Annotated in this window: 9 protein-coding genes and 1 pseudogene; 3 read left to right on the top strand and 7 right to left on the bottom strand. The window is 71.8% G+C overall.

Translation table 11 applies throughout. The features are described from left to right. Positions 1-110: 110 nt before the first annotated feature. Positions 111-1562 (bottom strand): MocR-like pyridoxine biosynthesis transcription factor PdxR, encoded by a 1452-nt coding sequence (gene pdxR / locus ACZ7M3_RS46700; protein WP_472072061.1) that lies wholly within the window; start codon positions 1560-1562, stop codon positions 111-113. A 47-nt stretch (positions 1563-1609) separates the two neighbouring features. Between pdxR and ACZ7M3_RS46695 the strand changes: the two genes are divergently transcribed. After that, a complete protein-coding gene (locus ACZ7M3_RS46695) occupies positions 1610-2806 on the top strand; it encodes an MFS transporter (RefSeq protein ID WP_472072059.1) in 1197 nt (398 codons plus the stop codon). 4 nt (positions 2807-2810) lie between these two features. Here the strand turns inward: ACZ7M3_RS46695 and ACZ7M3_RS46690 are convergent, their stop codons facing one another. Further along, positions 2811-3398, bottom strand: coding sequence for a TetR/AcrR family transcriptional regulator (locus ACZ7M3_RS46690; RefSeq protein WP_099943455.1), 588 nt, complete (start codon positions 3396-3398; stop codon positions 2811-2813). Between the two features lie 97 nt (positions 3399-3495). Between ACZ7M3_RS46690 and ACZ7M3_RS46685 the strand changes: the two genes are divergently transcribed. Then, a complete protein-coding gene (locus ACZ7M3_RS46685) occupies positions 3496-5061 on the top strand; it encodes an MFS transporter (RefSeq protein WP_472072057.1) in 1566 nt (521 codons plus the stop codon). A gap of 441 nt (positions 5062-5502) precedes the next feature. Here ACZ7M3_RS46685 and ACZ7M3_RS46680 read toward each other — a convergent pair. Next, positions 5503-5700 (bottom strand): annotated as a pseudogene (locus ACZ7M3_RS46680) (hypothetical protein); the annotation flags it as partial. On the opposite strand from ACZ7M3_RS46680, the gene ACZ7M3_RS46675 reads away from it, so the two are divergent. Then, on the top strand, positions 5677-8643 hold the full coding sequence (locus ACZ7M3_RS46675; RefSeq protein WP_472072055.1) for a helix-turn-helix transcriptional regulator: 2967 nt from the start codon (positions 5677-5679) through the stop codon (positions 8641-8643). The pseudogene ACZ7M3_RS46680 and the gene ACZ7M3_RS46675 sit on opposite strands and share 24 nt — an antisense overlap. A gap of 84 nt (positions 8644-8727) precedes the next feature. Here ACZ7M3_RS46675 and serA read toward each other — a convergent pair whose 3' ends face one another. The 4 genes from serA to ACZ7M3_RS46655 form a co-directional block, all read right to left on the bottom strand. Then, positions 8728-10317 (bottom strand): phosphoglycerate dehydrogenase, encoded by a 1590-nt coding sequence (serA, locus tag ACZ7M3_RS46670; RefSeq protein WP_121414944.1) that lies wholly within the window; start codon positions 10315-10317, stop codon positions 8728-8730. Between the two features lie 369 nt (positions 10318-10686). Further along, positions 10687-11685 carry a ketol-acid reductoisomerase gene (ilvC, locus tag ACZ7M3_RS46665; protein ID WP_472072053.1) on the bottom strand — a complete coding sequence of 333 codons (999 nt, stop codon included), beginning with the start codon at positions 11683-11685 and terminating at the stop codon, positions 10687-10689. Positions 11686-11800: 115 nt separating this feature from the next. Beyond that, positions 11801-12331: an acetolactate synthase small subunit gene (ilvN, locus tag ACZ7M3_RS46660; RefSeq protein ID WP_054234575.1), complete on the bottom strand. Its 531-nt coding sequence runs from the start codon at positions 12329-12331 to the stop codon at positions 11801-11803. A gap of 27 nt (positions 12332-12358) precedes the next feature. Next, positions 12359-14215, bottom strand: a complete 1857-nt coding sequence (locus tag ACZ7M3_RS46655; RefSeq protein ID WP_452963012.1) for an acetolactate synthase large subunit — start codon at positions 14213-14215, stop codon at positions 12359-12361. Positions 14216-14340 lie beyond the last annotated feature (125 nt).

The raw sequence follows: 14340 nt of genomic DNA, 5'->3' as shown, positions 1-14340 counted from the left end.
CGCTTCCAGCCGCTCCCACTGTGCATCCGTCAGATCGCCACGAGACATCTGAAGATCGTTTCACGACCTTGATCAACATCTCAAACACGTCCTAGGACAGCTCCTCGGCCCTAGGGCAGGTCATGGCCGGCCACGACCCGTCCGGGTCGGCGAGCGCCGGCGAGCAGGTCGCCGATCGTCGCGACGCCCTCCGTGATCGCGCGTTCCCCCACGTCACCGAAGCCCAGGACGAGTTGGGGCGGCGCCGTCGCCCGGTTCGAGCGACAGGCGCTCATCCCGTACAGGCCGACGGACCGTGCGCGCGCCCCCTCGATGACGGCCCGTTCGGCGGCCGCGTCCGTGCCGGGCAGGTGCGCGACGGCGTGGAACCCGGCCGCGAGACCCGTCAGCCGGACCTCCGGGGCGTGTGCGGCGAGGGCCGTGACCAGGGCCGTGCGCCGGGCCGCGTAAGTCGTGCGCATGCGCCGCAGATGACGGTCGTAGCGGCCGGACTCGACGAGGCGGGCGAGGGCGAGCTGGTCGAGGGTCGGGGAGCCGCGGTCGATGCGCAGCTTGGTCGCCGTGATCGGGGCGGCGAGCGCGGGCGGGCAGAGCAGCCAGCCGATGCGCAGCGCCGGGGCGAGGGACTTGCTGACGGTGCCGATGGAGACGACCCGGTCGGCGGCCAGTCCGTGCAGGGCTCCGACGGGTTCACGGTCGTAGCGGAACTCCGCGTCGTAGTCGTCCTCGACGACGTAGGCGTCCCGCCGCGTCGCCCACTCGATCAGCGCGAGCCGGCGTTCGGGCGCGAGGACGACGCCGGTGGGCCACTGGTGGGCGGGGGTGACGACGACGGCCCGTGCCCCGGTCGCCTCCAGCGCCCGTACGTCGATGCCCTGCTCGTCGACCGGGACGGGCACCGCCGTCAGACCCGCCGCGGCCGCGGCCGCCGTCACCGTGGCGGGGGCGCCCGGGTCCTCGTACGCCACGACACGCACCCCCGCCCCGGCCAGGCTCTCCAGGGTGAGGCCGAGGCCCTGCGCGTAGCCGGAGCAGACGACGATCCGCTCGGGGTCGGCCGCGGCGGCACGCACCCGGCGCAGATATCCGGCGACGACCTCGCGCAGCACGCGACTCCCTCGCGGGTCCCCGTAGTCGAGGTCCGCGGTCGGCAGGGTGCGGCCCGCCTCGCGCAGCGCCCAGAGCCAGTCGGAGAGCGGGAAGCCGGTCAGGTCCGGCACGCCGTGCCGGAAGTCGGCGATCAGCCGCTCGGGCGTGCTCCGGTGCGGCGCGGGCGCGGGCGGTACGTGGGCGCACGCCGCGACCCGGGTGGCCGAGCCGACGCGCGTCACGAGGTAGCCCTCGGCCTGGAGTTGGGCGTAGCAGTCCTGGACGAGGCCCCTCGACAGCCCCATCTCGCGGGCGAGTTCACGCGAGGAGGGCAGCCGCTCGCCGGCGCCGAGGCGGCCCGTGCGGATCGCGTCCCGCAGCTGCCGCTCCAGCTGGGCGCGCAGTTGCTCGCCGCTCTCCCGGTCGACGCACAGGAGCAGTTCGGGTGACAGACCGGCCCACTGCAACGGCATGGAATTGGAGCTTACCGGGGGTCCGGCGGCTGCCTAGCGTCGTTCCCATGACAACGACCGCGCCCCGCATCCCGTCGGCGGCCTCGAGGCCCCCTCTTCTCACTCGCCCCCTGCTGCTCCGTTTCGTGAGCATGGTCGGCGCCTCGGCGAGCTTCTTCCTGCTCCTGTCGGTCGTGCCCCGCTACGCCACGGCGTCGGGCGCGGGCCTGGCCACCGGCGCCCTGATGCTCTCCACGGTCCTGGGTGAACTGGCCGCTCCCCGCCTGGTCGCCCGCTACGGCCACCGGGTCGCGCTGATCGCCGGGCTCACCCTGCTCGGCGCTCCCGCGCTGGTCCTGACCGTCTCCGACGGCATGACGTGGATCGTGACGGTCTGTCTCGTCCGCGGCCTCGGCTTCGCGCTCACGCTCGTCGCGGGCGGCGCGCTCACCGCGTCGCTCATTCCGGCCGAGCGGCGCGGGGAGGGCCTCGCGCTGGTGGGCGTGGTCTCCGGAGTGCCGTCGCTGATCGCGCTGCCGCTCGGCGTGTGGCTCGCGGCGCACGCCGGGTACGGGCCGGTCGCCGTGGCCGCAGGTGTGGCGGCGCTGGCCGCGATCGTCGCCGTACCGGGCCTGCCGGAACGGGAGCCGACGTCCGGGAAACCGGTGGGGGTGCTGGCCGGGCTGCGCACCGGTGGTCTGATGCGGCCCGGGGTCGTCTTCGCGACCACCGCCCTCGCCGCCGGGATCATCGTCACGTTCCTGCCGCTGGCGGTCCCTGCCGTGTACGGCACGGTCGTCGCCGTGGCCCTCTTCGTGCAGCCGGCCGCGTCGACCGCGGCCCGCCTGGCGGCGGGCCGGTACGGCGACCGGCACGGGTCCGCGCGTCTCGTCGTGCCCGGCCTGGTCCTCTCGGCCGGCGGCCTGTCGATCACGGCGGTGACCGGCAGTCCCGTCGCGGTCCTCGTCGGGGTCGCGGTCTTCGGCACCGGCTTCGGTATCGCCCAGAACGCCACGCTGACCCTGATGTACGCGCGGGTCCCGGCCTCCGGATACGGCACCGTCACCGCGCTGTGGAACGTCGCGTACGACGGTGGCATGGGCGTCGGCGCGGCGGGTTTCGGCGTGCTGGCCGGGGTGACGGGGTATCCGTCGGCCTTCGCCGTCACCGCCGTACTGATGCTGGTGGCGCTGATCCCGGCGTACCGCGATGCGCGAGCCGATCGCGGGTCCGGCGCCACGTCGACCGAAGTCGTGGCCGGGTGACGCCTCAGTCCCGCGAGCCGGTCGCCCCCTCGATCACGCGTCGCAGCCCCTCCGTGAGGTCGTCCGCCGTGGAGGCGCTCGCCGGGTCGAAGAGCCACTGCACCATCAGACCGTTGAGAAGCGCCTGGTAGAAGCCGCCGAGGGACTGGACGGTGCGCTCGTCGAGCGTCTCCTCGTCCAGGCCCGTGAGCATCGCGACGAGCCCGGACCGTCCCTCGATCTGCGCCTTCGCCATGAGGTCCCGCAGCTGCGGCACCCGCTCCCCCTGCGTCACGATCTCCATGCTGGCCGCCCACACGGGCTTGAAGTCCTCGAAGGACTCCAGCATCCGCGCCCACACGTCATGGAACCGCTCCACGGAACCCCCGGGCGCGCCCTCGTGCTCCTGGTGCGGGGCGAACTTCTCGCCCCACTCCTGCACCAGCTCCACGAAGGCCTGCGTCAGCAGCGCGTCCTTCGAACCGTAGTGGTAGCCGATGGACGCCAGGTTCGTCCCGGACTCCTTCACGATGTCGCGCGCCGTGGTGCGCACGAACCCCTTCTCCAGCAGGCAGCGCTTGGCGCCTTCGAGCAGATCCTCACGGTGTCCCATGGCGATCAGCGTACCCCCGATACAGACAACTGTCCCAGACGCTCGTTTTAAACAAGCGTACTAGACAAGCGTTTAAGACGTCCGTACAGTCCCTGCCATGACGCACTCGAAGCACTCGACGAGCACCACCCCCGCACCCGGCGGAGGCCTCGCCGGCCGCCGCGAATGGACCGCCCTCGGCGTCCTGATGCTTCCGCTGCTCCTGGTCTCGATGGATGTCTCGGTCCTGTACTTCGCGGTCCCCGCGATCAGCGCGGACCTGGAGCCGAGCGGCACCCAGCAGCTGTGGATCTTCGACATCTACGCGTTCGTGCTCGCCGGACTGCTCATGACGATGGGCTCGCTCGGCGACCGCATAGGCCGCCGCAAGCTCCTCCTCTTCGGCGCCGCCGCCTTCGGCACGGCCTCGGTCATGGCCGCCTACGCCGACAGCGCCGAGATGCTGATCGCGGCCCGCGCGGTCCTCGGCATCGGTGGGGCCACCCTCATGCCGTCGACGATGGCGATCATCCGCACGATGTTCACCGACCCCGGGCAGCGCGCGAAGGCGATCGGTCTGTGGTCCGGCGTCATGACCGGCGGCATCGCGCTCGGTTCGGTGATGAGCGGGGTCCTCGTCGAGTACTTCTGGTGGGGCTCGGTCTTCCTCGTCAACCTGCCCGCGATGGTGCTGCTGCTGGTCCTCGGCCCGATCCTGCTCCCCGAGTCCAGGAACCCGGAACCGGGCCGCTTCGACGTGCTCAGCGTGCCGCTGTCGATGGCCGCCGTGCTGCCCGTCATCTACGGCGTGAAGGAAATCCCGTCCGAGGGCTGGAAGTTCGAGTACGGCGCCTCGATCGTCGTCGGTCTCGTCTTCGCCGCGCTCTTCGTCCAGCGGCAGCGCACCGCCAAGTCCCCGCTGATCTCCCCCGAGTTGTTCCGGGGCCGGGGCTTCGCGCCCGCCGTCGTGCTCAACCTGGTCTCGGCGTTCGGGATGATGGGGTCGGCGTACTTCACCACCCAGTACCTGCAGTCGGTCCTCGGCAAGAGCTCCATGGAGGCCGCGCTGTGGTCACTGTTGCCGACGGTCCTGGTCGGGGTCGCCGCGCCGGTCTCCGCGCAGCTGGTGCAGAAGGGCGTCCACCGTGCGCACGTCGTCTCCGGCGGCTTCGTCCTCGGCGCGTGCGGCTACGGGCTGCTGGCCCTCGCCGGGACCGACTCGATGTGGCTGGTCCTCGCCGGGGCCGGAGTCCTCGCTTCGGGGATCGTCACCGTGATGTCCCAGATGATGGATCTGGCGCTGGGCACCGTCCCCGTCGGCAACGCGGGTGCCGCGGCCTCGCTGCTGGAGACGGGTGCCGAGTTCGGCGGGGCGCTCGGTATGGCGGTCCTCGGGTCCATCGGTACGGCCGTCTACCGCCACGAGATTCCGTCGGGCGCCCCGGCGCCGGCCCAGGAGACCCTCGGCGGCGCGCTGGCGGTCGCCCACCGGTTGCCGGGCGGCGCGGGCGATGCGTTGGTGCGGGCCGCGCGGGAGGCGTTCACCAGTGGGATGCAGGCGGCGGCGATCGCGGGGGCGGTGTTGTTGCTGGGGGCGGCGGGGGTGGCGGCTGCGACGTTGCGGCGCGTGCGGGTGCGGGAAGTCGGGGCCGAGGCCCCGCACCCTGAACAGGCCCCCGCCTGAGGCCCCTTCACCAGGGCTACGCCCTGGGAACCCCGGCTGTGCGCTCCGACTACGGGGGCGGGGTCCGATCACGCAGTTCCCCGGACCCCTGCCCTCCCGAAGTGCCTTGCCTGCAGGCCGGTGGGGCCGATCGCGCAGTTCCCCGCGCCCCTCGGACGGGGCTACGCCCCGGATTCCCGACTTTCCGGAGTGCTTCGTCTGCGGGCGGTGGGGGTCGCTCGCGCAGTTCCCCGCGCCCCTCGGGCGGGGCTACGCCCCGAAACCCCACCCACCCGAAGTGCCTTGCCTGCAGGCCGGTGGGGGCCGATCGCGCAGTTCCCCGCGCCCCTAAGAGCCCGGCCCCGGCCCACGCCATCCAGCCCGTCCGGCGTTTGAGGACGAGGCCGAAGGCCGATGCCCCGCCCACCCCGCTCAACCCACCCAGCCCCGGCCCGCACCACCCAGCCCGTCCGGCGTTTGAGGATGAGGCCGTTCGGGGCGATGCGGGGGGGCTGGGGGCGGCAGCGCCCGGTGGGGTTGGAGGGGCGGAGCTCCTGGGGATGGGACGGGTAGGGGCGGCGGGGGCGAGGAAAAAGGGGCGGGGCCGTGTCGGTGGGGCGTGTCAGGATGGGCGGCGTGGCACAGACATCCGGTACGCCGTTCATCGGCCGGGACGACGAACTCGCCCGGCTCACCGGCGTGCTGGACCGCGCCCGCGCAGGCACCCCCCGCGCCGTCGTCCTCTCCGGAGACGCGGGCGTCGGCAAGACCCGCGTCCTGACGGAGGCCGCCGCACACGCCACGCGCACCGGCATGACGGTGCTGACCGGCCACTGCGTGGACCTCGGCGACGTGGGCCTGCCCTATCTGCCGTTCACGGAGATCCTCGGCGTGCTCGGCGGAGACGAGCGGTTCGCCGCAGCCCTCGCGGCCCACCCGGCGGTCGACCGCCTACTGGGCTCCGGCAGCGGGACGGACACGGACTCCGGCAGCCGGCTGCGACTCTTCGAGGGCGTGGCCGGCCTGCTGGCGGACGCCGCCGACATCACCCCCCTCCTCCTGGTCCTCGAAGACCTCCACTGGGCGGACCAGTCGTCGAGGGACCTCCTGCGCTTCCTCCTCAGCCGAGGCGTCCTGCAGAATCCGACTCCGGGCTCCCCCACCCACCACCTCGCCCTCTTCACCTCGTACCGCTCGGACGACCTGCACCGCCGCCACCCCCTGCGCCCCCTGCTCGCCGAGCTGGCCCGGCTCCCCTCCGTGGACCGGCTCGAACTGCGCCCCATGGCCGACGCCGAAGTGGCCCGCCTGGTGCGCGCCCTGCGCACGGACGCCCTCTCCGACACCACCGTCCGCCGCATCGTCGACCGCGCCGAGGGGAACGCCTTCTACGCGGAGGAGCTGCTCGCCGCGCTGCCGGGCGACCTCGACCCGGCGGCGCCCGCCATGCCGAGCGGCCTCGCCGACCTCCTCCTCATCCGGATCGAGCAACTCTCCGACACCGCCCAGCAGGTACTGCGCACGGCCGCGGTCGCCGGGCGGCGCGTCGAGCACGACCTGCTGCGTGACGCCGTACAACTGCCGGAGGACGAGCTGGAGTCGGCGCTGCGGGAGGCCGTAGGACGACAGCTGCTGGTCCCCGGCGACGACGCCACGTACTCCTTCCGGCACGCCCTCGCCCGTGAGGCCGTCTACGCCGATCTGCTGCCCGGCGAGCGGGTCCGGCTGCACGGCGCGTTCGCCAAACTCCTCGCCGGTCGCGGTCACACCGCAAAGAGCGCGGCCGAGCGCGCCCACCACTCGCGGGAGAGCCACGATCTCGCGGACGCGCTGACCGCCTCGCTGGAAGCCGCCGACCACGCCCAGCGGGTCGGCGCGCCCGCCGAGGAGCTGCACCACGTGGAGGCCGCGCTCGAACTGTGGCCCGCGGTGGACCCCGGCGCCCGCCCCCGCACCGGCGACCCGGTCACGCTCACCCTGCGCGCCTCCGCCGCCGCCGCGCACGCCGGGGAGACCCACCGGGCGGTCTCCCTCACCCGCGCCGCACTCGCCAGGGCGGGGTCGGACGCGGACTCGGAGCTCGCCGCCCGCGTCCGCTACACCCTCGCGGGCAATCTGATGCGCGTCGACAGTCTGAAGGCCGCCTTCACCTACAGCAGCGAGGCACTGGCCATGATCCCGGCCGAGCCCCCGTCGCACACCTGGGTGTGGGCGGCGGCCACCCATGTCATGGCCGCGCGGTACATGGGCCACGACGAGGACGCCGAGCGCGTCGCCCGGCAGGCGCTGCGCACCGCCGAGGAGCTCGGACTCGCCGACGCCCAGGCCGACTTGATCATCTCCCTGGTCGGTCTGGAGGACCACAACCGGCGTACGGCCGAGGGCCGGGAGCGACTTCGGCGGGCCCGTGACCTGGCCCGGCACGCCGGCAATGTCTCCATCGAGATGCGCGCCCTCTTCAACCTCGCCATCGGGGCCTACGAATCCGGGGCCCTGGACGAGTGCCTGACCTGGCTCGCCGAGGGACTCGAGTGGGCGAACCGCTCCGGGCTCGTCTCCTCCCCGTACGCGCTGGAGCTGCGCTACCTCCAGTCCCTGATCCTCTACACCCTGGGCCGCTGGGACGAGTGCGCTCGGGCGGCCGCCGTCGACGCCGAACGGCTGCCACCGGCGGGCGGCTTCGCCATCGGGCCCGCGTTGTACGTCGCCCTGGCGCGCGGCGAGGAAGGGGCCGCCGAGCGGGCCCGCGCGCTGCTCGACGGACCGTTCGACTGGATGGCCACGCTCGTCGCGGGCATCGTGCTGACCGACGCCGCCGCCCTGCGCGGCGACCCCGAGGGCGCCGTGACCTCCGTACGGACGACGCTCGCGGCGCTCAGCGAGGGCTCCGGCGGCGGGCGGCCCGACATCGGTGTGCGGCTCGCGGCGCTGGCCCTGTCGGCGGTCGCGGACGCCGCCGTCGAGCTGCGTCTGACCGGCGACGAGGCGGGCGCCCTGCGCTGGGCGGACCTCGCGACCGAGCTGGTGGAGGTGGCCCGGCGCACGGCCGCGAAGGGGGAGGACGGCTCGCGGCAGGGACCGGAGGGGCTGGCCTGGCTCGCCCGCGCCGAGGCGGAGTGGCTGCGCACGCACTCGGGTCCCGAGGTGGCCGCCTGGGAGAAGGCGGTCGCCGCGTTCGACTACGGCGATCCCTATGAACTGGCCCGCTGCGAAAGACGGTTGGCCGAGGCACTGCTCGTGGCGGACCGTCGGGAGGAGGCCGCCGAGCGGGCCCGCGCGGCGCGCGACACCGCCGTCCGGCTCGGCGCCGTACCGCTGCGCGAGGAGCTGGACACCCTGATCCGGCGCGGTCGGCTCGCCGACTCACCGTCCGCCGCGGACCGTGTCCCGGCGCTGACCGCCCGCGAGAGCGATGTCCTGAGGCTGCTGGCGCGCGGCCGCACCAACCGTCAGATCGGCGAGGAGCTGTTCATCACGGGCAAGACGGCGAGCGTGCACGTCTCCAACATCCTCGCCAAGCTGGGCGCCTCGGGCCGTACCGAGGCCGTGGCCATCGCCTACCGGGAGGGGCTGGTCGAGCCGCCCCGGGACTCCCGCGCCTGACCGACCCCCGCGCATGACCGGGGCCCGGTCACCTCAGGTGACCGGGCCCCGGCCCGCGTACTGCGCCCGCGTACCGCGAGAAGGTCAGACGAGGTTCACCGAGCGCGCCGAGGTGGCGCCGATCTCCTCGGCCACATCGCTCAGCACGTTCTGCGAAACCGTGTCGTCGACGGTGAGGACCGCGAGGGCCTCGCCGCCCGCGGCGGCACGCGCGACCTGCATGCCGGCGATGTTGATGCCCGCCTCGCCGAGGATGCGGCCGACGGTGCCGACGACACCGGGACGGTCCTCGTAGCTCAGCACGACCATGTGGGCGGCGAGCGCGAGGTCCACGTCGTACTCGCCGACGGCGACGATCTTCTGCAGGTGCTTGGGGCCGGCCAGCGTGCCGGAGACCGAGATCTCCTGGCCGTCGCCGAGCGTGCCGCGCACGGTGACCACGTTGCGGTGGTCGGGGGACTCCGAGCTCGTGGTCAGACGGACCTCGACGCCGCGCTCCTGCGCGAACAGCGGGGCGTTGACGTACGACACCGTCTCGTCGACGACGTCCTCGAACACGCCCTTGAGCGCGGAGAGTTCGAGCACCTTGACGTCGTGCTGGGTGATCTCGCCGTACACCTCGACGTCGAGGCGGACCGCGACCTCGCCCGCGAGGGCGGTGAAGATGCGGCCGAGCTTCTCGGCGAGCGGCAGACCGGGCTTGACGTCCTCGGCGATGACACCACCCTGCACGTTCACCGCGTCCGGGACGAGCTCACCGGCGAGGGCGAGGCGCACCGAGCGGGCGACGGAGACACCGGCCTTCTCCTGCGCCTCGTCCGTGGAGGCGCCGAGGTGCGGGGTGCAGACGACCTGGTCGAGCTCGAAGAGCGGGGAGTCCGTGCAGGGCTCCTTCGTGTACACGTCGAGGCCGGCGCCGGCGACGCGGCCCTCCTTGAGCGCCGAGAACAGCGCCTCCTCGTCGACGATCCCGCCGCGCGCGGCGTTGACGATCCGCACCGACGGCTTGACCTTGTGCAGCGCCTCGTCGCCGATGAGACCGACCGTCTCGGGGGTCTTGGGCAGGTGCACGGTGATGAAGTCCGAGACCTCGAGCAGCTCGTCGAGGGAGAGGACCTTCACGCCCATCTGCGCGGCCCGGGCAGGCTGGACGTAGGGGTCGTAGGCGACAACCTTCATGCCGAACGCGGACATGCGCTGGGCGACCAGCGCGCCGATGCGGCCGAGGCCGACGACACCGAGGGTCTTCTCGGCGAGCTCTACTCCGGTGTACTTCGAGCGCTTCCACTCGCCGTTCTTCAGCGCGGAGTTGGCCTGCGGGATGTGGCGCGCGGTGGCGAGGAGGAGGCCGCAGGCCAGCTCGGCCGCGGTCACGATGTTCGAGGTGGGGGCGTTGACGACCATCACGCCGGCCTTGGTGGCGGCGGAGACGTCGACGTTGTCCAGGCCGACGCCGGCTCGTGCGACGACCTTGAGCTTCTTCGCGGCGGCGACGGCCTCCGCGTCGACCTTGGTGGCCGAACGGATCAGGATCGCGTCGACGTCGGCGATCGCGGGCAGCAGCTCGGCGCGGTCCGCGCCGTTCGCGTGCCGGATCTCGAAGTCCGGGCCCAGGGCGTCGACGGTCGCGGGCGACAGCTCTTCAGCGATGAGTACGACAGGTTTCGAGCTCACGTGAGTCCTCACAGGTCCAATGCGGACGGCCGTCCCGACGGCCGCATGCGGTGGAGGGTTGTAACGGCCCCGGGGAAGTGTAGGTGCGTTCCCGCGTCGTTCGGTGCGGCGACAGTGCGTGCCGGGCGGCGTGGGGGCGTGCCTACATTTCTTCGGGGTCGCTCGAGCCGCGTGGAAGACGCACGACGCTGTGGGCCTGACGCGTATGTTGTGCAGCAGTGTAGTGCCGCTACGGGGGCCTTCTTGCGCCTCCGTGGAAGGATCACCCGTCCGTGGCTGGACGGGGTGGACAACGGCGCGCTCACGGGCGTTACCCAGGGTTGGCCGAAGGGGCCGGAGCGGATGCTCCGGCCCCTTCGGCCGTACGGCTTACGCCTCGTCGTTGACCCACGACATGAGTTTGCGGAGCTCCTTGCCGGTGGTCTCCAGGAGGCTGTTCTCGTCCTGCGTCTTGTACTCGTTGTACTTCTTCAGGCCGGAGTGGTACTCCTCCATCCAGTTCTTGGCGAAGGTGCCGTCCTGGATCTCCGCGAGGACCTTCTTCATCTCGGCCTTGGTGGCGTCCGTGATGATCCGCGGGCCGGTGACGTAGTCGCCCCACTCGGCGGTCTCGGAGACCGACCAGCGCATCTTCTCCAGGCCGCCCTCGTACATGAGGTCGACGATGAGCTTCAGCTCGTGGAGGCACTCGAAGTACGCGATCTCCGGCTGGTAGCCGGCCTCGGTCAGCGTCTCGAAGCCCGCCTTGACCAGCGCCGCGGTGCCACCGCAGAGAACGGCCTGCTCACCGAACAGGTCGGTCTCGGTCTCCTCCGTGAAGGTCGTCTTGATGACGCCCGCGCGGGTGCCGCCGATGCCCTTGGCGTAGGACAGGGCGAGCGGGAAGGCACTGCCCGTGGAGTCCTGCTCGACGGCCGCGATGCAGGGAACGCCGCGACCCTCCTCGTACTGGCGGCGCACCAGGTGGCCCGGGCCCTTGGGGGCGACCATGGCGACGTCGACAGCGGCCGGGGGCTTGATGAAGCCGAAGCGGATGTTCAGACCGTGGCCGAAGAACAGCGCGTCGCCGTCCTTCAGGTTGTCCTTGATGGACTCCTCGTAGACCTGGGCCTGGATCGGGTCCGGCACCAGGATCATGATGACGTCGGCCTCGGCCGCGGCCTCCGACGGCGTCACCACGCGCAGGCCCTGCTCCTCGGCCTTGGCCTTGGACTTGGAGCCCTCGTGCAGACCGACGCGGACGTCGACACCCGAGTCACGCAGCGACAGCGCGTGGGCGTGGCCCTGGCTGCCGTAGCCGATGACCGCGACCTTGCGGCCCTGGATGATGGACAGGTCGGCGTCGTCGTCGTAGAACAGCTCGGCCACTGGGGTTCTCCTTGGTGTGCGGTGTTGCGTCCCACCGTACGGCGGGCGGGGGAAGGGAAGTTTTCGGGTCTCGGTATACGGGCGGTCGGTGATCGCCGACCGCCCCTACCAAGGATCAGGCTGATCGGTCGAGCGCGCGCAGCGAGCGGTCCGTGATCGAACGCGCCCCTCGTCCGATCGCGATCGTGCCGGACTGGACGAGCTCCTTGATGCCGAACGGCTCCAGCATCTTGAGCATGGCCTCCAGCTTGTCGCTGCCGCCGGTGGCCTCGATGGTGACGGCCTCCGGAGAGACGTCCACGGTCTTGGCGCGGAACAGCTGGACGATCTCGACGATCTGGGAGCGCGTCTCGTTGTCGGCGCGCACCTTCACCAGAACGAGTTCGCGCTGCACCGCCGAGCCGGGTTCCAGTTCGACGATCTTCAGCACGTTGACGAGCTTGTTGAGCTGCTTGGTGACCTGTTCGAGCGGCAGCGCCTCGATCACGTTCACCACGATGGTGATGCGCGAGATGTCGGGGTGCTCGGTGACACCGACGGCGAGCGAGTCGATGTTGAAGCCGCGGCGGGAGAACAGGGCGGTGATCCGGGCGAGGACACCCGGCTTGTTCTCGACGAGGACGGAGAGGGTGTGCTTGGTGCTCATGGTGGTGGACTCGGCTCTCTCTCGGTCTCAGTCGTCTTCGTTGTCGCCGAAGTCGGGGCGGACGTCCCGGGCGGCCATGATCTCGTCGTTCGAGGTGCCGGCGGCGACCATCGGCCACACCATGGCGTCCTCGTGCACGATGAAGTCGACCACGACGGGGCGGTCGTTGATCGAGTTCGCCTCCGCGATGACCTTGTCGAGGTCCTCGGGGGACTCGCAGCGGATCGCGTAGCAGCCCATGGCCTCCGACAGCTTCACGAAGTCGGGGACGCGGGTGCCGGCGCTCGGCTGCTTGCCGTCCGCGTCCGGGCCGGAGTGCAGCACGGTGTTGGAGTAGCGCTGGTTGTAGAAGAGGGTCTGCCACTGGCGGACCATCCCGAGGGCGCCGTTGTTGATGATGGCGACCTTGATCGGGATGTTGTTCAGGGCGCAGGTGGTGAGCTCCTGATTGGTCATCTGGAAGCAGCCGTCACCGTCGATCGCCCAGACCGTCCTGCCCGGCTGACCGGCCTTGGCGCCCATCGCGGCCGGGACCGCGTAGCCCATCGTTCCGGCGCCGCCGGAGTTCAGCCAGGTCGCGGGCTGCTCGTACTGGACGTAGTGCGCGGCCCACATCTGGTGCTGGCCGACGCCCGCCGCGAAGATGGTGCCCTCGGGGGCGAGCTGTCCGATGCGCTCGATGACCTGCTGCGGGGACAGGGAGCCGTTGTCCGGCTGCTCGTAGCCCAGCGGGTAGGTCTCGCGCCAGCGGCTGAGGTCCTTCCACCAGGCGGCGTAGTCGCCGGCGTGGCCCTCACTGTGCTCCTTCTGCACGGCCTGGACCAGGTCGGCGATGACCTCGCGGGCGTCACCGACGATCGGCACGTCCGCGGCGCGGTTCTTGCCGATCTCGGCCGGGTCGATGTCGGCGTGGACGATCTTGGCGTACGGGGCGAAGCTGTCCAGCTTGCCGGTGACGCGGTCGTCGAAGCGGGCTCCGAGGGCGACGATCAGGTCGGCCTTCTGCAGCGCGGTGACGGCGGTGACCGCACCGTGCATGCCCGGCATTCCCACGTGCAGCGGGTGGCTGTCGGGGAATGCGCCGAGCGCCATCAGGGTGGTGGTGACGGGCGCTCCGGTGAGTTCTGCGAGGACCTTCAGCTCGGCGGTGGCCTTGGCCTTGAGGACGCCGCCGCCGACGTAGAGGACGGGCCGCTTGGCCTGGGTGATCAGCTTGGCGGCCTCGCGGATCTGCTTGGCGTGCGGCTTGGTCACCGGGCGGTAGCCGGGCAGGTCCTGGGTGGGCGGCCACTGGAAGGTGGTCCGCGCCTGGAGGGCGTCCTTGGCGATGTCGACGAGGACGGGGCCCGGACGGCCGGTGGAGGCGATGTGGAAGGCCTCCGCGATCGTCCTCGGGATGTCCTCGGCCTTGGTCACCAGGAAGTTGTGCTTGGTGATCGGCATGGTGATGCCGACGATGTCCGCCTCCTGGAAGGCGTCCGTGCCGATCGCCTTGGACGCGACCTGCCCGGTGATCGCCACGAGCGGCACCGAGTCCATGTGCGCGTCCGCGATCGGCGTCACCAGGTTGGTGGCACCCGGGCCGCTGGTCGCCATGCAGACGCCGACCTTGCCGGTGGCTTGCGCGTAACCGGTGGCCGCGTGACCCGCGCCCTGCTCGTGCCGCACGAGCACGTGCCGCACACGCGTGGAGTCCATCAGCGGGTCGTAGGCCGGAAGGATCGCGCCGCCGGGAATGCCGAATACCGTCTCGGCCCCGACCTCCTCAAGCGAGCGGATGAGGGACTGCGCTCCCGTGACGTGCTCGGGGGCGGACTGCTGTCCTCCGGAACGGGGCCGCGGCTGCGGGTGATGGGCCCCGGTGGCCTGCTCGGTCATCGGCATTCTCTTCTCGATGCTGAGGGTTTTTGCGAGTTTTGTGCGGTGTACGGCTGGTGCCTGTGCAACAAAAAACCCCTCGTGCCGTGAGGCAAGCGAGGGGAGCGCGCCGGGTGCGGTCGCTGGGTGTT

The organism is Streptomyces sp. NPDC111656 (assembly GCF_055656965.1).
This window is presented reverse-complemented; position numbering and strand designations above follow the sequence as displayed.

Coding starts and splice junctions, on each gene's coding strand:
- ilvN (WP_054234575.1), bottom strand. CDS start 12,331: ATGAGCACCAAGCACACCCTCTCCGTCCTCGTCGAGAACAAGCCGGGT.
- ACZ7M3_RS46695 (WP_472072059.1), top strand. CDS start 1,610: ATGACAACGACCGCGCCCCGCATCCCGTCGGCGGCCTCGAGGCCCCCT.
- ACZ7M3_RS46690 (WP_099943455.1), bottom strand. CDS start 3,398: ATGGGACACCGTGAGGATCTGCTCGAAGGCGCCAAGCGCTGCCTGCTG.
- pdxR (WP_472072061.1), bottom strand. CDS start 1,562: ATGCCGTTGCAGTGGGCCGGTCTGTCACCCGAACTGCTCCTGTGCGTC.
- ACZ7M3_RS46685 (WP_472072057.1), top strand. CDS start 3,496: ATGACGCACTCGAAGCACTCGACGAGCACCACCCCCGCACCCGGCGGA.
- ACZ7M3_RS46655 (WP_452963012.1), bottom strand. CDS start 14,215: ATGCCGATGACCGAGCAGGCCACCGGGGCCCATCACCCGCAGCCGCGG.